Raw genomic sequence first — 25612 nt, forward strand, 5'->3', positions numbered from 1 at the left:
ACTCCGTCAGCGAGGGGTTGGGGTTTCAGGCGGCGGTCCAGTCATCCGGAATGACCGCGATGACGTCGATTTCCATCAGCCATTCAGGTTGGCCAAGCCCGGAAATCACCAGGCCGGTGGAGATCGGGAAGACGCCCTTGAGCCATTTGCCGACCTCTTTGTAAACCGGCTCGCGGTAGCGGGGGTCGATGATGTAGGTGGTGGTCTTGACGATGTGGGAAAGGTCAGAACCCGCTTCTTCCAGCAATTGCTTGACGTTTTTCATGGCTTGCTCAGCCTGGGCCTGAGGGTTGCCCAGGCCAACGAGGTTGCCAGCGAAATCAGTGCCGATCTGTCCCCGGACGTAGACCGTGTTACCTGCGCGCACGGCTTGGCAGAGGTCGTTGTCAAGAGACTGATTGGGATAGGTTTCTTTTGTGTTGAACATGCGGATGCGAGTGTGAGTAGGCATGTCGGCGTCTCTTGGAAGTGATGGGTTAGAGCTTCACATCGAGGGTGATTTGACGAAACCAGCATTTGCGTGGGGTATTGGTTAGGCAAAACCGAAGGCGGGGCGAGACGGGCCTTTCTAGGCTGGAAACCGACGATTCGGGTGTCTCGCGCTCGAAAAGTCCCGTTCAAAACGGGGTGCCGGGTGGCGTCCCCCTTGGGCAGCGGATAGGCCCGGGCAACATCCGCTACGCCCAGGCGGCCACGTCAGGACCGCTCGTACGCCTTGTAGTCATTCTGCAAAACGATGTGATCGGCAATGTATTTCGCGTCATGCCAAACCCCGTAGATGAACGAGGACGCGCGGTTCACCAGGTTCGGCAGGCCGAGGAAGTAGATCCCGCTTTCTGCGCAGATCCCGCGTTTGTGGAACGGATCGCCTTTCTCATCGAACGCATTGACCTGCAGCCAGTTGAAATCGAACTTGAAGCCCGTTGCCCACAGGATCGTGGTAATGCCAGCTTCTTCGAGATCCAGACTCAACAGCGGATTCGTAAGGCAATCCGGGTCAGGCAACAGCTCCCAGGCCTCGGGCTCCGGCGGGAACGGCAAACCGTTCTCCTCGATATACGCATCCGCGTCACGCAGCACGTCGAAATACGCCCGGTCGCCCTCAGCCACGTTCGCTGCCAGACCAGGCTCGAACGTCATGAGTCCGTCCTCGCAGGCTTTGGTCAGGCCCACCAGCGTGATGCCCTGATGGGCGAGGCGACGGAAATCAACGGTTTTGCCGCCCTCATAGCCACTGACCGCGAAGGCCACGTGTTTTTTCTTTGGCGTGATACGCACTTCGTCCCAAAGGCCTAACGCACCCAGCCACCAGCAGTAATCACGGCCACGATACGAGCGAGGAGGGCGGTAGTGTTCGCCCACCGAGAGAAAGACTTTCTTCCCGGCTTTTTGCAATTCTTCAGCGATCTGCGAGCCCGACGCGCCCGCGCCGACCACCAGCACGGCACCCTCTGCCAATTGCGCTGGATTCTTGTAATCCGACGAATGAAGTTGCTGAACGCTGACTTGCGCGGAAACGATGTTTGGCACCGCTGGACGCTGGAAGGGACCGGTGGCCGCGACCACGTTTGACGCCTCGATCACGCCCTGCGACGTGGTGACCTTAAAGCCGGGCCGCCCCACGTGGCGCTCAACTTTCAGCACCTCAATGCCGGTTCGCACAGGCGCCTTCAACATGGCGACGTATTCTTCGAAGTAGTCCGCCATGCGTTCTTTCGGCGGGAAGGCCTCCGGCGAGATGTTGGTAAATTTCATGCTCGGGAAGCGGTCATGCCAGGCCGGGCCATTGGCAACGAGCGAGTCCCAGCGCTCCGAACGCCAGCGTTCGGCGATTCGGCTGCGCTCCAGGACAACGTGCTCCACGCCCATGAGGGAAAGATGTTCGCTCATCGCGACACCCGCCTGGCCTGCGCCGACCACCAAGGTGTTGATTTTTTCCACTGACATTTGAGTTTCCTAAAGAGAATCGACCTGGATCGGTTTCGCCGATGCCGCAGCAACGACAGCACGTCTAGAAAGCACAGCCGCTTTGCGAGCTTCATCCAGCCATGGGGCCAGTGTGATCAAGGGACCGTCTTTGAGAAATTCTGCTTTTTGAACGTATAGCTTAGGAAAAACCGAACCCCGCTCTCGCGTGTGCCAATGCTGTGGCACCGCGTCGCATGCAGGCGGCTGGGAGCCGGTCCGGCATGAACCGTGCAGCCGTGCCTGTGCAAAGTGATTCATTCAAAGGGTCGGCGCTGTCGTTCGCCCGCTCGTTATAGATGGGGAGGGCGTGATGCTCAGCCGTATTACTCAACGCCAGCTGGAATATTTCGTCGCGTCCGGGGAAGCTGGCAGTATCAGCGCGGCGTCGGAGCGCATTCATGTGTCATCACCGTCTATCTCGGCGGCGATCACTCACGTGGAGGCCGAACTGGGCATTCAGTTGTTTATTCGTCATCACGCGCAAGGCATCTCGCTCACGGCAGTGGGGCGGCAGGTCATGCAGGAGGCCAAACTCATCCTTGAACAGATGAGCAACCTTTATACGATCGCCTCAGAGTCACTGAACACGGTGCGCGGCCCCTTGCGGGTGGGGTGTCTGCATTCGCTCGCGCCGATGATCACGCCGGAGCTGGTGTTCGGTTTCGGGCGCGCGTTTCCCGGCGTGCGGATCACTCAGGTGGAGGGCGATCACGAGCAATTGCTGGAAAAACTGCGCAGCGCCGAGATTGATATCGCGCTGACCTACGACTTGGCGGCCAGCGCTGACATCGATTTCCAGCCGTTGGCCAAACTGCCGCCCTACGTCATGGTTGGGGATTACCACCCACTGGCCCATCTGCCCACGGTGAGTTTGCAGGACCTGGAATCCTTCCCGATGGTGCTGCTGGATATCCCGTGGAGTCGGGAATATTTCCTTAGCCTGTTCATTCAGGCAGGCACCACGCCGAACATCGTGATGCGTTCCAGCAACCTCGAAACCGTGCGCGCGATGGTCGGCAACGGTATCGGCTACACCATTGCCAATGCCCGACCCAAGGGCAATATGTCTCAAGACGGCAAGCGCTTGATCCGCATTCGTCTGGCGGGCGGATTGCACCCGTTGCAGTTGGGTTACGCGACGGCTACCAACGCGCAATTGTCCCGTGTGGTATCCGCATTTACCGAGCGCTGCCGGATGTTCGTTTCCGATCAATACATCCCTGGCATGGCCGCGCCCAGCTTCTTTGACCCTCACGCTGTACGCCCGGCACCTACGGCTGACTAAGCGGGTGCACCAGCGTTGGTCACCCCGGCGGGTGCGGCTGCTTCGGATTTACCCGCCCCAGCCGTAAACCAGAAACGAATTTAAGCAAAGACCCCGAGCCTGCAGACTGGAGGTATCAGACGAGCCCAATGATGGCTGCGCACCAAAGTGTTGCGACCGCCCGCCAATGGAATGGGTTGCGCGTCATTTTGACGCGACTTGCTCGCCCGCCGGTTATGCAGTCACGGACGGGCAACTCAACAGCGGGGCGCTGCATCGGTTCTGCCTACGCACTGCTCCAGTTAATCCTAATTGACCATGAGTGCCTCCCTCCACGAATCTCGTTTCATCGGTGCACACCGTGAGAGGCGTTGGAGCAGGGCGCCAGGTTGCACATCCAGATTTTTTTGTAGGGCGCAGCGACGATGACATTCGACTGGAATTACATGTTTGGTTTGCTGTTCGATGCCGAGTTCTGGCGAGCGACGTGGACCGTCATCAAGCTGAGCTTCGCGACCTGGGTATTGAGCATCGGCCTGGGATTCTTCGTGGCCTTGGCCAAACAATCCAAACGTCCACTGCTGAACGCACCAGCACGTGCCTACATCTGGCTGTTTCGCAGCATACCGCTGCTGGTGCTGCTGATTTTCGTCTACAACATCCCACAGGCCTTTCCCGCCGCGTCCGTGGTGCTGGGCGATCCGTTCTGGGCCGGTCTGCTGGCAATGGTGCTCTGTGAAACAGCCTATGTGGCGGAAATTCATCGCGGCGGTCTGCTGTCGATCCACAAGGGTCAGGCCGAAGCCGCGCGAGCCCTGGGCCTGAGGTTCTTCGGCACCCAATGGCGGGTTGTCATTCCTCAGGCGCTACGGGTTGCATTGCCCTCGCTGGCCAACGAATACATCTCGATCGTCAAGCTTAGCTCCCTGGTATCGGTCATTTCGCTGACCGAGATCCTCATGGTGGGCCAGCGTCTGTACTCGCAGAATTTTCTGGTGATGGAGACGATGGCGGCGGTCGCCTTTTATTACGTGCTGATCGTCACCGTGTTCGATTTCCTGCTCAAGCGGCTGGAGCAGTATCTGGACGTCAATCAGCGCAATGTCTCCCGCGTGCCGGACGCCGAGGTGCTGGCGCTGGCGACACAGCAGCGCGCCGTCATTCAGCGTGAAGCGGCCACCGAGCCACAGGTCCCGGCGTTGCAAGCCACCCGTCTGCACAAGGCCTACAACAACGTCGAGGTGCTGGGGGCCGTCAGCCTGAACGTTCAGCCTGGTGAGGTGGTGTCGGTGATCGGGCCGTCTGGTTCGGGCAAGACCACGCTGATCCGTTTGCTCAACGGTCTTGAGCAGATCGACAACGGTGACATCAAGATCAATGGTCAGCCTTTCATTCACCTGAACAAGCAGGGCGCCCAGAAACCTCTGTACGTCGAGCACGCCGAACACCGCCTGAACATCGGCATGGTGTTTCAAAGCTTCAATCTGTTTCCGCACTTGACGGTGCTTGACAACCTGCTGATGGCGCCGCGTTACCACCGCCTCGGCAGTCTGCCGGAGCTCAAGCAGCAGGCTTACGCACTGCTGCACAAGGTCGGCATGCTCGATCACACCTGGAAATACCCGCATCAGTTATCCGGCGGTCAGCAGCAACGTGTGGCGATTGCCCGTGCGCTGATGATGCGTCCACAGATCATGTTGTTTGACGAACCGACCTCGGCGCTGGACCCGGAGAAAGTGACCGAGGTGCTGCAAGTCATCGAAGCCCTTGCCCAGGAAGGCATCACCATGGTGATCGTCACGCATGAAATGAATTTCGCCTTCAAGGTCTCCGACCGGATCGTCTTCATGGAGAAAGGCCGCGTGGTGTGCGACGACAAGCCCCACGTGCTGCGCAGCGGCCAAAACCCACGCGTTGAATCGTTCCTCAAGGACGTTTCGCTGGCGTGACCACTTTTATCGTTCGAGTTTCAAGAAGGTAAGCGCATGATCGAGCAATCGCAGGTTGAGCAATTCCGCCGGGACGGTTTTCTGGTGGTGGAAGGGGTCCTGTCGGCAGACGAAGTGGCGGCGTTGCAGCACGACTTCGACCAGTGGGTTGAAGACAGTCGCGCTCATCAGCAAGGCTGGGGCGAAACCATTGACGGTCGTCTGCGTTTTGACCTCGAAGGCGATCATCGCGCCGATCACCCTTCGCTGCGTCGGGTGAGTTCGCCAACCGAGATTTCGCCGGTCTACAAGCGCGTTGCGTTGCAGTCGCGGATGGCGCAGATATCCGCGCAATTGATCGGGGGCGGTGGTACGCGCTTTCATCACAGCAAGATCAATTCCAAGCTGCCGAAAACTGCCACTCAGGTGAAGTGGCACCAGGATTTCCTGTTCACGCCCCACAGCAACGACGACATCGTCACCGCGCTGTTGATGGTCAGCGAAGTGACGCCGCAAAACGGCCCGCTGAACGTTATCCCCGGCAGCCATAAAGGACCGTTGTGGTCGCACTGGCACGATCAGCGCTTCACCGGCGCGGTGGATGACGAGGTCGTCCAGGCCCACTGCCAGTCACCCGTTGCCTGTTTCGGCCCGGCCGGTTCCGTGTGCTTCATGCACACCCGCCTGTTGCACGCTTCAAGCCCTAACGAGACCGAACTGCCGCGCACGCTGTTCATCGGCGTGTATGCCGCTGAAGACGCGCTGCCATTCGGCGACAACCCCCTGCCCAGCGAACACTCCGGCCTGATGGTGGCCGGTGAGGAAAGCGGCCTCGTGCGTTCCACGGCCAATCATATGCGTTTGCCGCAGAAGCCACGCGGCGCCTCTTTCTTTGTACAGCAAGCCGGGCAAGACCAAGTCACTGCCTGACTTCTTTTAACTTTGCGGGGATTCACCATGACAGCGTTTCACAAGGTTGTTCGTCCTATCGCCCTGAGCCTGGTCGGCGCAGCGGTTGCAGTGACTTCGTTGGCGGCTTCGGCCTTTCAACAAGACGGCAAGATCATTGCCGGTTCCGATGTCACGTTTTTCCCGTACGAATATATGGACAACAACCGTCCTGCCGGCTTCGATATCGAGTTTCTCGACGGTCTGGGCAAGGTAATGGGGCGCAAGGTCGAGACTGTCGACACGCGCTTTCCAAACCTGATCACCGGTCTGCAGGGCGGTCGTTTCGACCTCACCAACTCCTCGATGTACATCACCGCTGAACGGGTGAAAGTCATCGACATGATCCCGTATCTGAAAAGCGGTGAATCGATCCTGGCGCTCAAGGGTGCCGAGTACCAGCCCAAGCGTCCGGAAGATTTCTGCGGTCACAAGGTCGGCTCGATGGCCGCGACGGCCTGGTTGAAGCAAATGCACACACTGTCGGACGAATACTGCGTCAAGAATGGCCTGCAGCCCATCGCGATCAGTGAATACGCCACTGATCCACAAACCACTCAGGCGATGCTCGCCCACGCTGTCGACGCGCAGATCACCGATGCGGCTGTGGCCCGTGGTGTGGTTGAAAAACTGGGCACTCGCGTAGTGATTTCCTCCGACACCCTGATTTATCCGGTGCTCAACGGCTGGGGCGTGAAGAAGGGCAACGACGAGGTCAAGAACGCGCTGGTCGAGGCACTGAACAAGTATCGGGTGACCCCTGAATACGCCGCGCTGATGAAAAAGTACAACTTCCAGGCACCGACTGACGAAGACATCGCCACCCTGATGCCCAAGCCCTGATACCAGGTTATAGCGCGTGGCCACCGCTGGTTGTGGTCACACCCTGAGGAGAAAGATTGATGGCACTAACAGTGGAAGAACAGGCGGTCGAGAAGCAAGCGCGCATCGATCTGGCGGCGACCTTTCGGATCATCGCCCATCTGGGCATGCACGAAGCGGTGGCGAACCACTTCAGCGCTGCGGTCTCGGCTGATGGCAAAAAGTTTTTGATCAATCCGAAGTGGAAACACTTCTCGCGCATTCGCGCCAGTGACCTGCTGCTGCTGGACGCCGACGACCCGGCCAATGCCGGTCACCCGGACGTGGACTCGACCGCCTGGTCGATTCACGGGCAGATTCACCAGCGCTTGCCGCAAGCCCGCGCCGTGCTGCATTTACACCCGGTCTTTACCACGGCAGTAGCCTGTCTTGCCGATCCCCACGTTCCGCCGATCGATCAGAACACCGCGCGCTATTTCAATCGCGTGGCGGTCGACAGGATGTACGGTGGCATGGCCGACACAGAAGCCGAAGGCGAGCGTCTGGCTGGATTGCTAGATGGCAAGAGTCGCTTGCTGATGGGTAATCACGGGGTCATGGTAATTGCGCCGAATATCGGCGAGGCGTTCGACGACGTCTGGACCCTGGAGCGCGCGTGCCAGATTCTGGTGACGGCCTGGTCTACGGGCCAACCGTTGCGGGTGCTGGCAGACGATGTGGCGGAAAAAACGGCCAAGGGCTGGGAAGGGATCACCGATTTCTCCCGACGGCATTTCGAGGAAATGAAAGAGATGATGATCGCGGCTGATCCGTCGGTGCTCGACTGAGTTTGGTTTGACTGAATCGAACGCGGACCTGGCGCCACACCCCTCGGATGTGGCGCCTTAATCTGACTGCGGTGCGCAATGCTCAGTGATTTAGCAGAATCTTGCGATCGACATTGCGAATGTCGGTCCTGCCGCAGAACGCCATCGACAGGTCCAGTTCATTCCTGATGATCTCCAGCGCCGTACTCACCCCTCGTTCACCCTGGGCGCCCAGCCCATAGAGCATGGCGCGGCCGATGTAAGTTCCCCGGGCGCCCAGCGCGATGGCCTTGAGCACATCCTGTCCCGAGCGAATGCCGCCATCCAGATGCACCTCAGCGTAATGACCGACCGCCTCGACAATGCCCGGCAGCGCCGAAATCGACGAGCCAGCGCCGTCCAGTTGACGGCCTCCGTGGTTGGAAACGATGACCGCATCGGCGCCGTATTCCACCGCCAGACGCGCATCTTCAGGGTCCTGAATGCCCTTGACGATCAGCTTCCCGCCCCAACGCTGTTTGATCCACGCTACGTCCTGCCAGGACAACTGCGGATCGAACTGATCCCGTGTCCACTCGACCAATGAGCTGATGTTGTCCACTCCCTTGGCGTGGCCGACGATGTTGCCGAACTGCCGATTGCGGGTGCGCAGCATATCCAGACACCAGCGCGGTTTGCTCGCCATGTTGACGATATTGCGCAGGGTCGGTTTGGGGGGAATGGACAGTCCGTTTTTCTTGTCCTTGTGGCGCTGACCGAACACCTGCAGATCCATCGTCACCACCAATGCCGAGCAGTTGGCGTTGCGCGCGCGTTCGATCAAATCTTTCACGAACGTACGATCTCGCGTGACGTACAACTGGAACCAGAACGGGTGACGTTCGGTTGCCTGCGCCACCGCTTCAATCGAGCAGATGCTCATGGTCGACAGGGTGAAAGGAATGCCGAAGTTTTTGGCGGCACGGGCGGCCAGAATTTCCCCGTCGGCGTGCTGCATGCCGGTCAGCCCCGTAGGAGCAATTGCTACCGGCATACTCACCGGCATGTCCACCATGGTGGTGGACGTGCTGCGCCGGGTAATGTCGAACGCCACACGCTGGCGAAATTCCAGACGCTGAAAGTCCGCTTCATTGGCCCGGTAGGTGTATTCGGTCCAGGAGCCGCCGTCGACATAGTCATAAAACATGCGCGGCACTCGCTTGCGCGCAAGCCTGCGCAAATCTTCGATGCAAGTCATTTCAGCCATGGACGCCCTTGTCGCATTCGCGTGTTTGAGTGGGTGGAGCTTGAAGCTTCACACCGCGAAAGGGATCATGAAACCAGCATTTGAGCGGGGTAGTGCTTAGGTAAAAGCGATGCCCGGCTGAGCCGCCGGTGCCGCCGGTACATAGGCCTGCACCGCACAGGCTTGATCTCGCCATCGGCCTGTTCCCGATTTTTGGCGGTCTTGGCCCAGTTATGTCCCCAATGAGTCGTGGAATTCATTGGGCTTAGCCAGACGGCAGCGGACTTAAATCATCAATAACTCATTGTCATGAAATGATTTATGGAATCTGCTGGAATTCGATTACAGGCTATCCGGATCCCCAAAAAACATCTGAATCCGCGACCTTAACCATCTCTCCCCCGGGTCATTGTCCTGCGACCCGCGCCAGGCCATGTGCAGCTCGAACGTACGCGATTCAATCGGCAGCTCTTCCGAACGCACCCCTCCGGCAGCCGTCAGCACGGCGGCGGCGTAATCCGGCACGGTCGCGACGATGTCGGTCCCGGCAATCAGCGTGGCCAGACCGTTGAACTGCGGAACCGCCAGCACGACGTGGCGTTTGCGGCCGATTTTTTCCAGGTGTTCGTCGATGAAGCCGCCGAGGTCGCCGGCGAAGGACACCAGGGCGTGGGGGCGGGCGCAGAAGTCGTCCAGAGTGATCGGTCCCGGCATGGTGTCAGCGCGCAGCAGTTTGGGTTTGCTGCGGCGCAGCACTTTGCGCTTGGCGTTGGCGGGGAGGTCGTCGGTGTAGCTGACGCCGATGGAGATTTCCCCGGAGGAGAGCAGCGCCGGCATGAGGATGTAGTTGGTGCGGCGTACCACCAGCACAATGCCCGGTGCCTCCGAACGCAGGCGCTTGAGCAGTGACGGCAGCAGGGCGAATTCGACTTCGTCGGACAGGCCAATGCGGAACACCGCGGTGCTGGTGGCCGGGTCGAAGTCGGCGGCGCGGCTGACGGCGGTGGAGATGGAGTCCAGGGCAGGGGACAGCAGGCCAAAAATCTCGATGGCCCGCGCGGTGGGCTCCATGCTGCGTCCGGTGCGCACGAACAGCGGATCGTCGAACAGCCCGCGCAATCGCGACAACGCCGCACTGATCGCCGGTTGTCCGAGGAACAGCTTCTCCGCCGCGCGGGTGACGCTGCGTTCGTGCATCAGAGTTTCGAAAACGATGAGCAGATTGAGGTCGACGCGACGCAGGTCGTTGCGATTCATGACGGGGGTCTCGGGGGCATTGGTCGATGCATTATCAAAACAGCAGCGGCGGCCCAGACGCGCGCCACGTGTTCAGCTCAGGCAGGGATATTACGGGTAAATACCGGTTGTCTGCATTGTTGAATTTTCCTGCACTGCTGTAAATGTGCTCCGAGGCGCACCCACTGGTGGTAGCTGATGAAACCTTGACCGGTAAAAACACACCAATAGCAACGTACTGGCCCTTTGTAATCCGGTGCGTCGCAGCCTGCGCGGAGCACGGGATGCATCGATCTTCAGGCTTCGGGTTGCAATGTCGCGGTGAGCACCCAACAATGTGCGCCCAGCAGGCCCGGGACGGCCGCGCAAGATTCAGCATGTGCCTGCGCCATCAGAATCGATGGCAGGCATGTCGACTATTAATAGCCACTGATAGTGTTACCGGCGGCGCCCGGATAGAGTTCATGGCATCAAGGTTCATAAGGCGAGGTTCGAAATGTCCCGCACGATCCGTTTTCATCAGTTCGGTCCGGCCGAGGTGCTCAAAGTAGAAGAGCTGCCGGTCGCGTTGCCTGCACCCGGTGAGGTGCAAGTGCGCGTTCAGGCGATCGGCGTTACCTGGTACGACGTGCTGTGGCGACAAAATCTGGCTTCATCCCAGGCTCGCCTGCCGGCCGGTCTGGGCTCCGAAATGGCGGGCGTCATTACGGCCATCGGCGATGGCGTGACCGATCTGAAAGTGGGCGACAAGGTTGCCAGCTTCCCTTCGGCGGACGTCAATGTGTACCCGGTCTATGGCGAGCTGATTCTGCTGCCTCAGACTTCCGTGACCCGCTATCCAGACGTGCTCACGCCCAATGAGGCGGCCGTTCACTACACACCGATGCTGGTGGCGTACTTTGCGTTCGTTGAACTGGCGCGGGCAAAACCAGGGCAAACGGCACTGGTCACCGATGCAAGCCATTGCGCGGGCCCTGCGTTCCTGCAACTGGGCAAAGCGCTCGGCATCAAGGTGATTGCCGCGACCAAGACCGAAGGCTGCCGCGATTACCTGCTGAAAATGGGTGCGGACAAGGTGATCGTTACCGAAGAAGAGGATTTGCTTCTGACGATCAACCGTTACACCGACAACCGCGGCGTGGACATTGTCCTCGACGGTCTGGGTGGCCCGCAGATGTCGATTCTGGGTGATGTGTTGGCACCCCGTGGCAGTCTGATTCTTTATGGCCTGCAGGGTGGTAACCAGACGCCGTTCCCGGCGTGTGCAGCGTTTCAGAAGAACATCCAGTTCTTTGTGCACTGCGTGGGTAACTTCACCGGAAAGCCGGAGCTGGGCATCAAGCAGGACGAAGAGGCGATCAAGCGTGCCTTGCGCGACATCAACCAGATGACGGCAGATGGCATGCTGTTACCGCAGATTACTAAAGTGTTTCCGTTCGATCAGTTGGTCGAAGCCCACCGTTTGATGGACGGTTGCCCGGTAGGTGGTCGTGTAGTGGTTGAGGTTGATCCATCCTGAGCGCAGACCATCGCGCTCATTGAACGCTCGACGCTTTTGACCCGGCGTCGGGATTGAGGTGCCGGAGACCGATTTGAAAGTTATCCGTACTGTCAGTGACGAGTCACGTTGTACCACTCAAGCCTTCCAGGAAGTTCCGGAAGGCTTTTTTGTTTATGGGATGTTTAATTCATTGATCGACACGCTAAGTGAACGATGCTGATGAATCCCCTAAGTAATTGAATCAATGCACTGTTCGCTTTTAATAAACGCTGATTTAAACATCCTTGTTTAATTCCTGTCTTTATTTGTCGAAAGGAGAACCTTTACGTGTCGGCGATGGCTGGCTTGTAATTGTGCTTCAAGTGCCGATAATAGTTTCAATAATTAGAGACTCAAGGAACGAGAAGATGCTTGTTGATCTGCCGCCGTCTGCGTCGCCTGATAATCGATCCGGCACGTCCGTTATTGTTGGGCCTGCCGCGTGTCTATCCAATAAGCCTTTTACAGAGAACAGTGTTGTCAGGCTGATCAGTCAGGTATTGAAGCCATGAGTTCAATGCATGAACAAGCGATGAACTATGTCTACCAGCAAGTGCTGCAGCGGCTTTCGGGTTATTTGAATCGAAACGAACGAACAGCGTTGCAGTTATTGATCCAGCGCTTGATCGTTGCAGCGGGCGGGATTGAAAGGATCGGCGGCTACAAAGTGCTGGTCCCGTTCAGCGGCGGTAAGGACAGCGCCTATACGGTGGCCATGTTGCGTGCCGCTCAACTGAGTATCGCTGCACGGGGGCCGGCAACATTCAGACTACGGGTCGCGAATATGCGCCATGCGGGTATTACGTCGGCGGTGATGGGCAACATTGATCGCTGCTATTCGGCGCTGTTTCTGCACGACGACCCGAGGGTCGAACTGCTGGTGATCGATCATCAGTACGTACAGATTTTCGAGCCCGACTTACCGTTTTCGACGGCGGGTCGTGAGCAGAATCGCTCCGACGTGCTGCTGGGCGGGCATCTGACGGCTGGCGATGCGCGGACCACTTTCTGCAACAGCTGTTATCTGGGCATGGCGGATTTTCTGGTCCGTGCCGCCTGCTGGGGGGACGGCGTCAATGCCGTGATCAGCGGCGACTCGCTCAAGGAGCAGAAGCAGTACGCGACCTGGATCATGCGTCTTGCGCGGCACGGGGGGCAGAAAATCGAGCCCTGGCACGCCCTGGGTTTCAGTGGGGCATTGAGCGTCATCGACAGCCTCGGGCGCGCCTATTACGAAGAGCTGTACGGAGAATCCGCAGAACCGTCGGGCTACAGCCGGCCACTGGTGTACCCGAACCGAACCTTCGCCCCGACCTTGCTCACCGCCGCGGACCTCATCGGCTATCGCGCGGAGGAGCACTGGGGGCTGCTGACTGACTTTCTGGGCTTCCGGTTTGATGACCTGGCGTTCAGCTTCAGCGAATCAGACTGCGCCAATCCCTTACTGATGGCCCACCTGCGCGGGCTTAAAGCCGAATTCATCGAAGGTCGGACATACGCCGACGGCATCGCAGAGTACCTGGAACTGGCAGCCGCCATGATGCGCCGCAAACGCATGCCTGTACGCCTGATCAAGCAGGCGCTGGCAGCCTACGACAGCCCGGAGAAAATCGCCGATCGCCGTCAGCTTGCCGAGGGTTATGGCCAGGAGGCATTTGGCCTGAGCGAAACGCAGTGGGTTTGCCTGCTGTTCTCGCCGTTTGTCGACGCCGGCGCGCGGCTCGAGGATTTCCTGCGTCGCTTCCACCCCGGCATGCTGGTCGGGCTGAACGATCTGCACAAGACGCTTGCCGGGCAGTTGGCCCCGGACCTGGTGCCGCACTGGCTGGTGGAAGTCAGCGGTCTGAGCCTGAAGGGGCTGCAATCGCTTTACGCCAAGCGCCATGTGGACTTCAACGACGAGCGTTCGATCATCGCCCGGGTTCGCGCAAGCGACCCCGACAAACGCCGGGTGACGACGATCGATCCGCACACCGGCGCCCTGACGACGGAACTGATTTCGGGGCGTTGAACACCGTGAGGTGAACTGACACGCAGTGATGCGCTGAGCCTCGGGCGGTCCACGCGGCGCTTTCTCAATGACCCTGCGCCTGGCGCACGGATGGGGTATTCGATGAATAACAACAAAACTGATTTTGCCTACCAGATGGTGTATCGCTACCTGCTCAGGTTGACCAACGAACTGTCTGCCGGGCCCGCCGCGCGCATGCCCTCGTTGCGGCTCCTGGCACGACGGCTGCGGGTGTCGATTTCCACGGTGCAGAACGCCTATAGCCTTCTTGAGAAGGAAGGGCGAATCTGCTCAGTGCCCAAGTCCGGCTATTTCGCGCTGCCCAACCCTTGCAACGACATGCCCCTGGAAGGTGATGACGTGTTCACGCGTTTTCATGCCAGTGCCCGGCGTCCGGACATGTTTGTCTTCGGCGCCGATGAGCCCACCCTGCTGGTGTCTCTGCACGGCGCGTTGCTCAGCGTTGAACGCGACCTCATGCGTCACTATCCCTGTCAGCCCGATCCGCGCTTTGAACCCTTCGGCGATATCGAGTTGCGCACGGCGCTGGCCGGCCACTACACCTCATCGACCGAGCATTGCTGGCACCCGGACAATGTGTTCATCGGGCCGGACAAGACCGGCGTCTTGAAGACCGTCATCGAAGCGCTGCAGCTACGCGACTGTGCCGTGCTGGTGGAGTCGCCGTGTGGCTGGAGCATTCTGCGTACGCTGCAGACCTACGGAATCCGGGTGATTGAGGTCTGCACGGATGCGCAGGGCGGTATCAACCTTGATGAGCTGGGTGCGTTGATCCAGCGCGAGGATGTGAAACTGGCGATTGTGTCGTCGCGGATGGACCCCGTTCGCGGGCAGAGGATGCCTTCCGCCCAGCGTGCGCGGATGGCGGAGGTGCTGAACCTGCAGGGGGTGTGGGTGCTGGAGAACGATACCCATGGCGCTTTGTGTTTCGAGGACGACAGTTCGCCGTTCCGGGATTTGATTGATCCGGAGCGGCTGTTGGTGGTGGGTGCTTTTGACAAGATGATCGGGCTGGAGGCGCCATTCGGGTATTTGTTGAGTCGGCATTCACGGGCGCTGTTGCATCAGCAGTGGGTGTTGCGGTCGTTTCGCCTGCCGCCCGTCCGGCAGAAGGCGATTGCGCGGTTGTACGCTTCGGGGCAGTTCGATCGGCACTTGCGGGAGTTGCGTGGTTGTCTCGAGCAGCGGGTCGGTGAGTTGGCGAGCGGGGTGGAGCAGTATCTGGGGGATGAGGTGCAGTTTGAGCTGCCCCGAGGCGGGGCGTCGATCTGGCTGGAGAGTGTGCATCGGGTGGATACGGCGCGGGTGTTCAATCGGTTGCTGGAGCAGAGGATCGTGGTGGCGCCGGGGGAGTTGTTCAGTGTGCGGGGGTTGCATCAGCAGTGTTTGCGGATCAGCGGGTCGGTGGATTGGGGGCAGAATATTGAGTCGATGCTGGTGATTGTTCGGAATGCTTTGGTGCAGGAGCGGTTGGGGTAGGGTTCTTTCAGATCAAGATCAAGATCAAGATCAAGATCAAGATCAAGATCCTTAAGATCACAAGCGTCTGCCTGGGGGCAGACTGTTTCGCCTTCGGCGACTTACTTTTGAAAAGCACCAAAAGTAAGCAAAAGTGCCTGCTCTCGGTTTGGCCCGACTTCGTCGGGTTCCCTCACTCCGACGACGCTCCGTGGGCCCGCGCCGAACGGACATCCATGTCCTGACGGCGCTCTCGCCGCATCCATGCGGCTCGGCCCACTGCGCGTCGTCTACGTTCGGCCTGCACCAATGTCGCGATTGGTGGCGTCTGGGTTTTTTGCGTATGAAGATCAAGAGCAAATCAAGAGCTTCCCGGCTGAAGCCGGTCCTACAGTCGGCGCCAATCCCAATGGATGCATGCGATTCTTGTAGGACCGGCTTTAGCCGGGAAGGGGCCAGTAAATACCCCCTCAGTTCTGATCGTTAAAACCAGTTCGGGTCTGCACTCATTGATCGTTCCCACGCTCTGCGTGGAAATGCATCCCCGGGCGCTCTGCGCCGAAATCCGGCCGCCAATCCATTTCCGTTTGCCTCGACCGCATTGAGCTGCTATCTGTACGTCCGTCCAGTGTTCCGATTGACGGCCAGCCTTTTCAGTGACTTCCATTTCCACTATTTCCCCCGATACCCGCGCAGTGTCTGTCGAGCCTGTGGAGATTGCGGCTTTCGATCCCGAAACGGGTTATCGGGTCGCGGTGCGGGAGTTGTGTGAGTTCACGGCGAAGGCGGGTGATCTGGATTTGCGCTTTACCCCGTCGCCCACGGCGCAGGAGGGGATTGCCGGGCATCGGACGGTGGCGGCGCGGCGGGGGCCGCAGTATCAGGCTGAGGTGGCGTTGAGCGGGGTGTTTCATGAGCTGAGGATTCGGGGCAGGGCGGATGGCTACGATGCAGCGCTGAACCAGCTCGAGGAGATCAAGACCTATCGCGGCGACTTGAGCAGCCTGCCCGCCAACCATCGGCAGCTGCACTGGGCCCAGGCAAAGGTGTACGGCTGGTTGCTCTGCCAGCAAATGCAGCTGGCCGAGGTCAATCTGGCGCTGGTGTATTTCAACATCATCAGTGAGCAGGAAACCCTCATTCAACAGCGTTTCACGGCCATCGAGTTACAGGCGTTTTTCGAAATTCAGGCGGGAATTTTCCTGCAGTGGGCGCGGCAGGAACTGGCCCATCGCGACGCCCGAGACCGTGGGCTTAGCGCTCTGAAGTTTCCCCACGCCGGTTTTCGTACCGGGCAGCGGGTGTTGGCCGAGTCGGTGTATAAGGCGGTGAGCACCGGGCGCTGTTTGATGGCCCAGGCGCCCACCGGCATTGGCAAGACCATCGGCACGGTGTTCCCGATGCTCAAGGCCGCGCCGACGCGCAAGCTGGACAAGGTGTTTTTCCTCACTGCAAAGACCCCGGGGCGCAAGCTCGCGCTGGATGCGCTGAGCGTGATTGGGCGTAGTGCTCCGGAGCTGAGCCTTCGGGTGCTGGAGATGGTGGCGCGGGACAAGGCCTGCGAGTACCCGGACAAGGCGTGCAACGGCGATTCATGCCCGCTCGCCAAAGGTTTTTACGACCGGCTGCCGGCGGCGCGCAGTGAGGCAATGATCAAGCCGTGGCTCGATCAGGCAGGCGTGCGTGAGGTTGCGCTGGGCCATCAGGTTTGCCCGTACTATCTGAGCCAGGAGCTGGCGCGCTGGTCGGACGTGGTGATCGCCGACTACAACTACTATTTCGACCTCAGCGGCATGCTGTTCGGGCTCAGTCAGTTCAATCAGTGGCGCGTTGCGGTGCTGGTGGACGAGGCCCACAACATGGTCGAGCGGGCGCGGTCGATGTACAGCGCAACCCTCGATCAGTACAGCATGAATCAGGTGCGGCAGAGCGCGCCGGCGCCGGTGAAAAAAGCCTTGCAGCGGCTCAACCGCGACTGGAATGCCCTGCACAAGGAGCAAGTCGCGCCCTATCAGGCCTATGGCGCCACACCGGCGAAATTTCTGAACAGCCTCAATCTGTGCATCACGGCGTTCGGCGACTACTTCAACGAGCACCCCCATGCGGCCAACGGTGAGCTGCAGAGCTTCTATTTCGAGGCGATCCAGTTCGGTCGCATCGCGGAGTTGTTCGACGAGCATTTCCTGTTCGATATCAGCAAGCGGGACGTCGGCAGCAAGTCGCTGTCGCGCCTCTGCCTGCGCAATGTTGTGCCGGCGGGTTTTGTGCGTCCGCGACTGACCGCGGCGATCAGCGCGGTACTGTTTTCCGCGACCCTCAATCCACGGCATTTCTACCGCGACCTGCTGGGCCTGCCCGACACCACGGCGTGGGTCGACGTTGAGTCGCCGTTCCAACGCTCGCAGCTGGATGTGGAAATCGTCAGCCGCATTTCCACCCGCTACACCCATCGGCAGGCCTCGCTGGCGCCCATCGTCGAGCTGATGGCGCGGCAGTTCGAGGCGCGGCCGGGGAATTATCTGGCGTTCTTCAGCAGCTTCGATTACCTCCAGCAAGTGGCGGATCTAATGGAGCGCAGCCACCCGGCCGTGCCTGTCTGGAAGCAATCCCGGGGCATGGCCGAGGCGGAACGGCAAGCCTTTCTCGAGCGGTTTACGCCGGGCAGTCAGGGCATCGGTTTTGCGGTGCTGGGCGGAGCATTCGGCGAGGGCATTGACCTGCCGGGAGCGCGGTTGATCGGCGCGTTCATCGCCACCTTGGGGCTGGCGCAGATCAACCCGGTCAACGAGCAACTCAAGCAGCGCATGAGCCTGTTGTTCGGCGCCGGCTACGACTACACCTATCTCTACCCCGGCATGCAGAAAGTGGTGCAGGCGGCCGGCCGGGTGATTCGAGGCCTGGACGATCACGGGGTGGTGGTGCTGATCGACGATCGCTTTGCTGAGCGCAAGATTCAACAGCTGTTGCCGGCGTGGTGGCAGCTATGATGTGGTTCAGCTAATTGTCTCAGGACGTTACGGATCGATAGCCGAGCGGCACGGTCCAACTGCCAGTAAACTGCCGCGGCACTGTCATTTCAGGCGGCGTTTCAGGTTGTTTCCCGCTGGGTCGGGACCTTTTCTTTTTTGTCTTTTCCTATTTTTCATCCACGGAGGTTTCGCATGAGTATCAGTCCATTCGCGGGCAAACTGGCGCCTGCAGAATTGCTGGTCGATCTTCCTCGTCTGGTGACGGCCTATTACACCGGCCAGCCCGACGCGTCGGTGGCGACCCAGCGGGTTGCCTTCGGTACCTCCGGGCACCGCGGCAGCTCTTTCGAATTGAGCTTCAACGAGTGGCACGTGCTGGCCATCAGTCAGGCGATCTGCCTGTACCGCCAGGCCAACGGCATCGACGGCCCGCTGTTCCTCGGCGCCGACACCCACGCGTTGTCGACCCCGGCGGCCGCTTCAGCGCTGGAAGTGCTGGCAGCCAACGGCGTCAACGTGATGATTTCCGAGGGTGACGAATACACCCCGACGCCGGCGATCTCCCACGCCATCATCTGCTACAACCGCGGGCGCACCTCGGGCCTGGCCGACGGCATCGTCATCACGCCGTCCCACAACCCGCCGGAAAGCGGCGGCTTCAAGTACAACCCTACCAACGGCGGCCCGGCTGACTCGCACATCACCAAGTGGATCGAGAACAAAGCCAACGAATTGCTGGCCGAGCGCATCGTCAACGTCCAGCGCATCACCCACGAAAAAGCCCTGCGCGCCGACACCACCCATCGCCACGACTACATCAATACCTACGTGGCGGACCTGAAGAACGTCATCGACATGGACGCCATCCGTGGTGCCAGTCTGCATCTGGGCGTTGATCCGTTGGGCGGGGCAGGCGTGCGGTACTGGTCGGCCATCGGTGAGCACTACGGGCTGAATCTGGAAGTGGTGAACAAGTTCGTCGATCCGACCTTCCGCTTCATGAGCGTGGACTGGGACGGCAAGATCCGCATGGACCCGTCGTCCAATTTCGCGATGCAGAGCCTGATCGGTTTGAAGGACCGCTTCCAGGTGGCCTTCGCCTGCGACCCGGACCACGACCGTCACGGCATCGTGACGCCGACCGGTGGCTTGCTGGCGCCGAACAATTACCTGGCGGTCTCCATCGATTACCTGTTCCAGAACCGTCCGGATTGGCGCGCCGATGCGGCCGTCGGCAAGACCGTGGTGAGCAGCGGGATGATCGACCGCGTGACCCAGCGTCTGGGCCGCCGCCTGTACGAAGTGCCGGTAGGCTTCAAGTTCTTCGCCGAAGGCTTGTACGAGGGTTCGCTGGGCTTTGGTGGTGAGGAGAGTGCCGGTGCGTCGTTCCTGCGTCGCGACGGGACCGTCTGGACCACGGACAAGGATGGTTTGATTCCGGCATTGCTGGCAGCGGAAATCCGCGCACGCAAAGGCTGCGACCCGAGCGAGATGTACAAGGCGTTGACCGATGAGTTGGGCGAGCCGGTGTCGACCCGCGTCGAGGCAAAGGCTAACTTCGAGCAGAAGGCGCTCTTGAGCAAGCTGTCGCCGGAGCAGGTGACGTCGACGGAGCTGGCGGGGGAGAAGATCGAGAGCATCCTGAGCAAGGCGCCGGGCAATGATCAGGCGATTGGTGGTTTGAAGGTCATCACCGAGAACGGCTGGTTCGCGGCGCGGCCGTCGGGCACTGAGGATATTTACAAGATCTATGCCGAGAGCTTCAAGGGCGAGGATCACCTCAAGCGTCTGGTGGCTGAGGCACAAGTGCTTGTGGATGGCGCGATAGCGCCTTGAAGGTACGAAGATCAAGAGCGTCTGCCTAAGGGCAGACGTTTCGCCTTCGGCGACTTACTTTTGAAAAGCACCAAAAGTAAGCAAAAGTGCCTGCTCTCGGTTTGGCCCTTCCTTCGTCAGGGTTCCCTCACTCCGACGACGCTCCGTGGGCCCGCGCCGAACGGACATCCATGTCCTGACGGCGCTCTCGCCGCATCCATGCGGCTCGGCCCACTGCGCGTCGTCTGCGTTCGGCCTGCACCAAAGTCGCGATTTCCGGTGTCTGGACTACCGCGTAGAAGATCAAAAGCAACAGCAACAGCAACAGCAACAGCAACAGCAACAGCAACAGCAAAAGCAAAAGCAAAAGCTTCCCGGCTAAAGCTGGTCCTACAGTCAGCGCCAGTCCCACTAGCGACACGGTGCTTTTGTAGGACCGGCTTTAGCCGGGAAGGGGCCGGTTCATTCACCATCAATTCGCGGCGTGTCCACTAACGCTTTCCCGGCTAAAGCCGGTCCCACTGAAAGCACGCGGTGTCTTGTAGGACTGGCTTCAGCCGGGAAGCCCTTGATCTGCCTTTGATCTGCTGTTGATCTTTGTACACAGAGGGTCCAGTCACCGCGAAACGCGACTTGGGTGCAGGCTGAACGGAGGTCTCGCGTAGTGGGTCGAGCCGCATGGATGCGGCGAGAGCCGCCCCCCGCCATGGATGGCGGATGGCGGCGGGCCCACGGAGCGGGACCGGAGTGAAGGAACCCCGAGGAACGAGGGGCCTAACCAGGAGCAGGCACCCTTGGTTACTTGGGGTGCTTTTCCAAGTAACTCGCCGAAGGCGAAACGTCTGCCCCCAGGCAGACGCTCTTGATCTTGATCTTGATTTACGGCTTTTTAAGCCACATCCACCAGGACGATCTCGCTGTCTTCGATGGCCGTCACCCGCAACACACGCTCATCCTCAACCGCCACACCATCCCGTGCCTCGGCACGGAGACCGTTGATCTCGATGACACCAGTGGCAGGCACCAGATACGCACGGCGGCCAGCGTCCAGCACATATTCAGCCGTCTCACCGGCCTTCAGATTCGCCGCCACCAACCGGGCATTGGCCCGAATCCGCAGCTCGATATCATCGTCCGCCTTGCCGCTCGCCAGCGTCACGAAGCCCTCGCGGTCGCCTTTCGGAAACGGCTTGGCACCCCAGGACGGCGGAGCACCGACCTCGTCCGGCATGATCCAGATCTGGAAAATCCGCGTCTCCTTCGACTCCAGATTGTATTCACTGTGCGCCACACCCGTGCCGGCACTCATGACCTGCACATCGCCCGCTTCGGTACGGCCACGGTTACCCAGACTGTCCTCGTGAGTGATGGCGCCCTCACGCACATAGGTAATGATCTCCATGTCCCGGTGAGGGTGACGCGGGAAGCCCGTGCCGGCTTCGATCACGTCATCGTTCCAAACCCGGAGCTGGCCCCAGTTCATCCGGCGCTCGTCGTAGTAACTGGCGAACGAGAAATGGTGATGGGCATTCAGCCAGCCGTGGTCTGCGCCGCCAAGGGATTTGAAAGGTCGAAGTTGCAGCATGATCAGTTCCTCCGTAGCAGGGCCGGGCCTGTGGCAGGGCGCCGCTGGTGATGACTTGTCAGTCGATGGGGCAATGATCTATCAACTAATCATCGATAAAAAGCGTAAGTTCTGCATGAATGCAATCGGTTAATTCGATACTTGAATGTTTGTCCAGGCTACCAACCCTCTGCCCTTGATCGGCTAACTCCCTGACGGGAAAGCATTTCACTGGAGCTGAATGACGAATGGGGCGACCATAGGCGCCCTGTCGATAAAGCCGAAACCCGGAGCCCGCGTGCCGCACGATTTTTCCGCCGAGCTACCCCCTCAATCTTCCAGCCAGCCTTCCCACCAGATGCCGCCTGACCTGACCGTCCCCGAACGTCTGCCGTTCTTCAAACGGCTAATGGCTCGCATGATCGGCGGCGGCTTGTCGCGCATGCAGGCGCAGCACGTGCCGTCGTGGCAGCAGGGCCATGCCGATGGTTACCTCAACGGCCATGCCGAAGGCGTCAACGAGGGTTACAACGAAGGCCGCTTCGATGGCATCGAAGAAGGTCGGCAAGTGCTGGTGATCCGCGACACGCGGCCACTGGAGCACCGCGGCCCGAGGGTTGACGATCACCTGTTCGACGACTGGCGCCTGCCCCTCACCAACGAGCTGAAAAAGCGCATCAAGGCGGACGTCGCCGAGAAACTGCCTGCCCACGCGCAACCGACCGCCGCGCAATGGAAGATGATTTTCAGCGACACACCCTCGACCTACGTGATCGCCGGCGCCGGGGCGGGCAAGTCGACGTCGCTGGTTCTGCGCGTGCTGTTGATGAACCACTACCTGGGCTTCGAGCTGGACTCGATGACCGTAGTGACCTTCACCCGCGAGTCGCGCAAGGATTTCATCAACAAGCTGATCGAGATCATGGCGCTGTGGGGCCATGAGCTGACCCTGCGTCAGGCCCGCGAAGTGGTGCGCACCTTCCATTCGCGCATTCTGCCGCTGGTGCGCAGCCTGCCGGGTTTCGAGCAATTGCAGGCCTTCGAGAACCTCAGCAGCCAGTCGGGCCAGCTGTTCGACGACAGCGCCGACAGCAACCCTTTCGACCTGCGCATCAATGACGCTCAACGCCACCAGTTGAACCTCTGCTACCGGGATTTGTACGCCGCCAATCCGCGCTTTCGTGAAGTCATGGCGCCCCTGTACCGACAGTCCCTGCAATTGAAGGAGCTGGACCGCGATCACCCGGACGTGCAAAAACGCATCACCGTGATGGGCCTGTCGTCCAAGCGCGACGAGGAGCTGTGCGACATCATCGAAGACTTGTGGATTCGCGCCGGCGCATGGCCGATTCAGGGCGTCGAGCCGATGCGCCAGACCGTCGAAGTCAGCGGCCTGACCTTCCACGTCCACGGCTATGCCGCCGAGCTGGATGCCTGGATTGTCCTGGGTTTCGACCCGAGCGAAGACCAGCACCTGCGCCGCCCGGACGCCAAGCTGCCGGTGTGGGCTGAATGGGTGATCAAGCGCACCTTGTTTCAGGCGTTTTGCCGCAAGCCGGTCATCTGGCTGGAAAACTACCAGGCCTCGCGGGGCATGATGCAGTCATTGTCTGGCACGGCCGTGGCGGGGCCGGGCTTCGATTACAAGGTCAAAGGCGAGCTGAGCGCGGCGCCACTGCTGGATTGTTTCGTGGCAGCCGCCAGTTTCATCGAAAACCTCGGGCTGGATGTGCCGAGCGCCGTGGCGCAGATGAGCTTTACCGAGCAGGACCCTGACCGGTTTTTCTTCGAGGCGCTGAGCCTGTTCTGGAAAGCGTTTGAGAACCACCTGCTGGATCAATCGCCGCCGGTGATGACCTACAACCGGATGTTTTCGCTGTTTGGCGAAAACTCGCCGGAAAACCTCAAGCTGGTCAGCGATGCAGGGCTGCGCCCGTTGTCGCATTTAATGATCGACGAGTTTCAGGACGTCTCGCCGCAGATCGTCTCGTGGATCCGCGCCAGTCTGCGGGAGATCCGCAGTCGTGGCCCGGCGCTGCATGTGGGGCGCGGTGCCCAGCGTTCATCACTGCTCTGCGTCGGCGATGACTGGCAATCGATCTACGGCTGGCGCGGCAGTTCGCCAAAGTTCTTCATGGAGTTCCCCAAGGAGTTTTCGTCGCCCGCGACCACCAAGGTCATGCTCAGCGACAACTTCCGCAGCCATCAGCACATCATCGACGCCGCCGAACACATCGTCCGTGCCGCGCCGGCAATCAGCGGCAAGAAGGCCCGCGCCAGCGGCCCGGTGCAGGAGCTGCTGCCGGTGACCGTGCTCGACCGCGACGACGACCGGCTGCTGGCCAGCCTGACCGAGCACTACCACGCCGGCGACTCGGTGCTGCTGTTGTACCGCAAAGGCAGTGAACGCAGCCGCTTGCCGGAAGCCTTGCAGGCCCTCGCCGATGCCGACTTCAGGCTGCCACCCCAGGACCGTCGCCTCAAGCAACTGACCTATCACAGCGCCAAAGGCCTACAGGCCGACGCGGTGTTTCTGCTTGGGGATTGCCAGCATCTGACGCAATCGCCGTACAAGAATCAGGTCTATCAGTTGGCGGGGCTGGGCCGGGAAGGGGATCTGGAAGCGTTCGACAACGCGCAGAAAGATGAGGTCTTGCGTCTGGCGTACGTGGCCATCACTCGCGCCGTTCGCCACTGCTACTGGTTCATTGAGTCTGCTGGCAATGACGATGGGAACATCCCACGTGCGTCGGCCCGGGTAGCGGGGGACAAGGCGTTTTTCGATGATCGCCGAGGGGCCTCTTCCCCTGGCACTTCATCCGGCGAATCTCTCAGCACTTCAGTTGAATAAGTTGAAACGCACAGGCGCTCAGGCCCGATTGAGGTACAGCGAGCGCCTCGGAATGAAGGTTTCCACCTCAAGCTCAATGGCTTCGATGATGCGTTCGACGTCTGTGGCATTCATCACCGTGGCGCAGGGGATGGCGGCGATCGCGATCACTGTCTCGCCGCTGGCCCTGTCGAACAGGCGGGCCACCATGCTGCCGGGCGCATCCATGTTGGCTTCGAAGCCCACCGGATGAAAATGCCAGCGCATCAGCTGGCAGGCGTTCGGGAATGTCACTTTATTCATGGACCCACCTCGTTCAATCGAGCACTTCACAAGCTCCGCAGGGTAGGAAAACGGCAGGTCTGTTCAGGCTTCAGCGATCGACACGTCGCGTGATGAAGCCTGACCCGCAGACCACGAGTCAGGTAAAGGTAGCACCGAGTTCTGACAGTGTCGGGAAATAAATCCTACAGAACCGAGAATTTCATTTTTTGATGATCGTTGTCATGAATCGCTTATATACAGGGTCATCGTTCAACAAAGTGCTGAATCGTTATAGCGATCTAATACCTCTGTGTAAAAGCGGGTTGGCAGAAATATATATCTCAAAACGCTTAAAGCGCCCGCATGAAAGTTAACGTGCGGCCGATAGCAAGGCGAACGTCAATAATAAGACTCGGCGCAGCATGAGCCTTCCAGAGAGATCATCCATGTCGATAAGAAACATGAACATCGCGCCTCGCGCATTCCTCGGGTTCGCTTTTATTGCCGCACTGGTGATTGGTTTAAGCGTGTTCTCGGTCAACCGGATGGCGTTGATACGCCAGGCCACCATCGACATGGAATCCAGCCAGCTGCCCAGTATCGCCACGTTGAGTGTAATGCTGGAGAACAGTCTGCGCTTACGCATCACCTCGTTCCGAACCCTCGTTAACCGCGAACCGGCTTCGCTGCGCGAGACCGATGCGCGTATCGCCGAACTGATCGGCAAGTTGCAGAGCGCCAAAAAAGCTTACGCCGCTCTGCCGGCCGAGGCTGATGAGTTGGCGGTGTTCAAACAATTCGAAGCGACGCTTTCAACGTTCCTTGAAATCCAGGCCAAGGTGCTGGAACTGTCAGGTCAAGACAAGATTGAAGACATGCGCGTGTTGATCAACACCCGCATGAAAGAAGCCACTGATCTCATGGGCGCGCAGATCAATCAATT

The 25612-nt window shown here is 59.7% G+C and carries 18 protein-coding genes and 1 pseudogene; 12 read left to right on the forward strand and 7 right to left on the reverse strand.

The genetic code is table 11. The features are described 5' to 3' along the window. Positions 1–25 precede the first annotated feature (25 nt). Both AC0Z8Z_RS18740 and AC0Z8Z_RS18745 read right to left on the reverse strand, forming a co-directional pair. Positions 26–451 (reverse strand): RidA family protein, encoded by a 426-nt coding sequence (locus AC0Z8Z_RS18740; protein ID WP_172611932.1) that lies wholly within the window; start codon positions 449–451, stop codon positions 26–28. A gap of 245 nt (positions 452–696) precedes the next feature. Beyond that, positions 697–1947, reverse strand: coding sequence for a flavin-containing monooxygenase (locus tag AC0Z8Z_RS18745; protein WP_485620112.1), 1251 nt, complete (start codon positions 1945–1947; stop codon positions 697–699). A gap of 331 nt (positions 1948–2278) precedes the next feature. On the opposite strand from AC0Z8Z_RS18745, the gene AC0Z8Z_RS18750 reads away from it, so the two are divergent. The 5 genes from AC0Z8Z_RS18750 (at position 2279) to AC0Z8Z_RS18770 (ending at position 7757) form a co-directional block, all read left to right on the forward strand. Further along, complete coding sequence (locus tag AC0Z8Z_RS18750) at positions 2279–3253, forward strand: LysR family transcriptional regulator (protein ID WP_483838319.1); 975 nt, start codon at positions 2279–2281, stop codon at positions 3251–3253. A 404-nt stretch (positions 3254–3657) separates the two neighbouring features. Further along, on the forward strand, positions 3658–5181 hold the full coding sequence (locus tag AC0Z8Z_RS18755; RefSeq protein WP_485620113.1) for an amino acid ABC transporter permease/ATP-binding protein: 1524 nt from the start codon (positions 3658–3660) through the stop codon (positions 5179–5181). A gap of 36 nt (positions 5182–5217) precedes the next feature. Then, complete coding sequence (locus tag AC0Z8Z_RS18760) at positions 5218–6090, forward strand: phytanoyl-CoA dioxygenase family protein (RefSeq protein WP_485620114.1); 873 nt, start codon at positions 5218–5220, stop codon at positions 6088–6090. A gap of 27 nt (positions 6091–6117) precedes the next feature. After that, positions 6118–6951, forward strand: a complete 834-nt coding sequence (locus tag AC0Z8Z_RS18765) for an ABC transporter substrate-binding protein (protein ID WP_172611937.1) — start codon at positions 6118–6120, stop codon at positions 6949–6951. A 59-nt stretch (positions 6952–7010) separates the two neighbouring features. Beyond that, positions 7011–7757 (forward strand): class II aldolase and adducin N-terminal domain-containing protein, encoded by a 747-nt coding sequence (locus AC0Z8Z_RS18770; protein ID WP_485620115.1) that lies wholly within the window; start codon positions 7011–7013, stop codon positions 7755–7757. A gap of 82 nt (positions 7758–7839) precedes the next feature. Here the strand turns inward: AC0Z8Z_RS18770 and AC0Z8Z_RS18775 are convergent, their stop codons facing one another. Beyond that, positions 7840–8982, reverse strand: coding sequence for an alpha-hydroxy acid oxidase (locus AC0Z8Z_RS18775; protein ID WP_485620116.1), 1143 nt, complete (start codon positions 8980–8982; stop codon positions 7840–7842). A 321-nt stretch (positions 8983–9303) separates the two neighbouring features. Then, on the reverse strand, positions 9304–10218 hold the full coding sequence (locus AC0Z8Z_RS18780) for a LysR family transcriptional regulator (protein WP_065990323.1): 915 nt from the start codon (positions 10216–10218) through the stop codon (positions 9304–9306). A 475-nt stretch (positions 10219–10693) separates the two neighbouring features. Here AC0Z8Z_RS18780 and AC0Z8Z_RS18785 point away from each other — a divergent pair, with 475 nt between their 5' ends. The 5 genes from AC0Z8Z_RS18785 (at position 10694) to pgm (ending at position 20032) form a co-directional block, all read left to right on the forward strand. Beyond that, positions 10694–11716, forward strand: coding sequence for a zinc-dependent alcohol dehydrogenase family protein (locus AC0Z8Z_RS18785; RefSeq protein ID WP_485620117.1), 1023 nt, complete (start codon positions 10694–10696; stop codon positions 11714–11716). A 529-nt stretch (positions 11717–12245) separates the two neighbouring features. Further along, the gene (locus AC0Z8Z_RS18790; RefSeq protein ID WP_485620118.1) at positions 12246–13748 is read left to right on the forward strand and encodes a hypothetical protein; all 1503 of its coding nucleotides are present in this window, start codon (positions 12246–12248) and stop codon (positions 13746–13748) included. 102 nt (positions 13749–13850) lie between these two features. After that, positions 13851–15248 carry an aminotransferase-like domain-containing protein gene (locus AC0Z8Z_RS18795; RefSeq protein WP_172611942.1) on the forward strand — a complete coding sequence of 466 codons (1398 nt, stop codon included), beginning with the start codon at positions 13851–13853 and terminating at the stop codon, positions 15246–15248. Between the two features lie 674 nt (positions 15249–15922). Continuing rightward, a complete protein-coding gene (locus AC0Z8Z_RS18800; RefSeq protein WP_485620184.1) occupies positions 15923–18214 on the forward strand; it encodes an ATP-dependent DNA helicase in 2292 nt (763 codons plus the stop codon). A 174-nt stretch (positions 18215–18388) separates the two neighbouring features. Continuing rightward, positions 18389–20032: a phosphoglucomutase (alpha-D-glucose-1,6-bisphosphate-dependent) gene (pgm, locus tag AC0Z8Z_RS18805; protein WP_485620119.1), complete on the forward strand. Its 1644-nt coding sequence runs from the start codon at positions 18389–18391 to the stop codon at positions 20030–20032. Positions 20033–20159: 127 nt separating this feature from the next. Here pgm and AC0Z8Z_RS18810 read toward each other — a convergent pair whose 3' ends face one another. Further along, complete coding sequence (locus tag AC0Z8Z_RS18810; RefSeq protein WP_485620120.1) at positions 20160–20378, reverse strand: hypothetical protein; 219 nt, start codon at positions 20376–20378, stop codon at positions 20160–20162. Between the two features lie 522 nt (positions 20379–20900). Then, positions 20901–21596, reverse strand: coding sequence for a pirin family protein (locus AC0Z8Z_RS18815; protein WP_122534774.1), 696 nt, complete (start codon positions 21594–21596; stop codon positions 20901–20903). Positions 21597–21933: 337 nt separating this feature from the next. Here AC0Z8Z_RS18815 and AC0Z8Z_RS18820 point away from each other — a divergent pair, with 337 nt between their 5' ends. Beyond that, on the forward strand, positions 21934–24426 hold the full coding sequence (locus AC0Z8Z_RS18820; RefSeq protein WP_485620185.1) for a UvrD-helicase domain-containing protein: 2493 nt from the start codon (positions 21934–21936) through the stop codon (positions 24424–24426). Between the two features lie 18 nt (positions 24427–24444). Here the strand turns inward: AC0Z8Z_RS18820 and AC0Z8Z_RS18825 are convergent, their stop codons facing one another. Then, the gene (locus AC0Z8Z_RS18825; RefSeq protein ID WP_197983975.1) at positions 24445–24708 is read right to left on the reverse strand and encodes a DUF1652 domain-containing protein; all 264 of its coding nucleotides are present in this window, start codon (positions 24706–24708) and stop codon (positions 24445–24447) included. A gap of 422 nt (positions 24709–25130) precedes the next feature. Between AC0Z8Z_RS18825 and AC0Z8Z_RS18830 the strand changes: the two are divergent. Further along, positions 25131–25604 (forward strand): annotated as a pseudogene (locus tag AC0Z8Z_RS18830) (MCP four helix bundle domain-containing protein); the annotation flags it as partial. Between the last annotated feature and the right edge of the window lie 8 nt (positions 25605–25612).

The sequence above is a fragment of the Pseudomonas sp. 1L-C-7-B-C1 genome, assembly GCF_057291635.1.

Excerpts from the sequence above, each read along its gene's own strand:
- AC0Z8Z_RS18775 (WP_485620116.1), bottom strand. The coding sequence starts at position 8,982 with ATGGCTGAAATGACTTGCATCGAAGATTTGCGCAGGCTTGCGCGCAAG.
- AC0Z8Z_RS18770 (WP_485620115.1), top strand. The coding sequence starts at position 7,011 with ATGGCACTAACAGTGGAAGAACAGGCGGTCGAGAAGCAAGCGCGCATC.
- AC0Z8Z_RS18825 (WP_197983975.1), bottom strand. The coding sequence starts at position 24,708 with ATGAATAAAGTGACATTCCCGAACGCCTGCCAGCTGATGCGCTGGCAT.
- AC0Z8Z_RS18740 (WP_172611932.1), bottom strand. The coding sequence starts at position 451 with ATGCCTACTCACACTCGCATCCGCATGTTCAACACAAAAGAAACCTAT.
- AC0Z8Z_RS18815 (WP_122534774.1), bottom strand. The coding sequence starts at position 21,596 with ATGCTGCAACTTCGACCTTTCAAATCCCTTGGCGGCGCAGACCACGGC.
- AC0Z8Z_RS18755 (WP_485620113.1), top strand. The coding sequence starts at position 3,658 with ATGACATTCGACTGGAATTACATGTTTGGTTTGCTGTTCGATGCCGAG.
- pgm (WP_485620119.1), top strand. The coding sequence starts at position 18,389 with ATGAGTATCAGTCCATTCGCGGGCAAACTGGCGCCTGCAGAATTGCTG.
- AC0Z8Z_RS18780 (WP_065990323.1), bottom strand. The coding sequence starts at position 10,218 with ATGAATCGCAACGACCTGCGTCGCGTCGACCTCAATCTGCTCATCGTT.
- AC0Z8Z_RS18750 (WP_483838319.1), top strand. The coding sequence starts at position 2,279 with ATGCTCAGCCGTATTACTCAACGCCAGCTGGAATATTTCGTCGCGTCC.
- AC0Z8Z_RS18765 (WP_172611937.1), top strand. The coding sequence starts at position 6,118 with ATGACAGCGTTTCACAAGGTTGTTCGTCCTATCGCCCTGAGCCTGGTC.
- AC0Z8Z_RS18745 (WP_485620112.1), bottom strand. The coding sequence starts at position 1,947 with ATGTCAGTGGAAAAAATCAACACCTTGGTGGTCGGCGCAGGCCAGGCG.
- AC0Z8Z_RS18790 (WP_485620118.1), top strand. The coding sequence starts at position 12,246 with ATGAGTTCAATGCATGAACAAGCGATGAACTATGTCTACCAGCAAGTG.
- AC0Z8Z_RS18760 (WP_485620114.1), top strand. The coding sequence starts at position 5,218 with ATGATCGAGCAATCGCAGGTTGAGCAATTCCGCCGGGACGGTTTTCTG.
- AC0Z8Z_RS18795 (WP_172611942.1), top strand. The coding sequence starts at position 13,851 with ATGAATAACAACAAAACTGATTTTGCCTACCAGATGGTGTATCGCTAC.
- AC0Z8Z_RS18820 (WP_485620185.1), top strand. The coding sequence starts at position 21,934 with ATGCCGCCTGACCTGACCGTCCCCGAACGTCTGCCGTTCTTCAAACGG.
- AC0Z8Z_RS18785 (WP_485620117.1), top strand. The coding sequence starts at position 10,694 with ATGTCCCGCACGATCCGTTTTCATCAGTTCGGTCCGGCCGAGGTGCTC.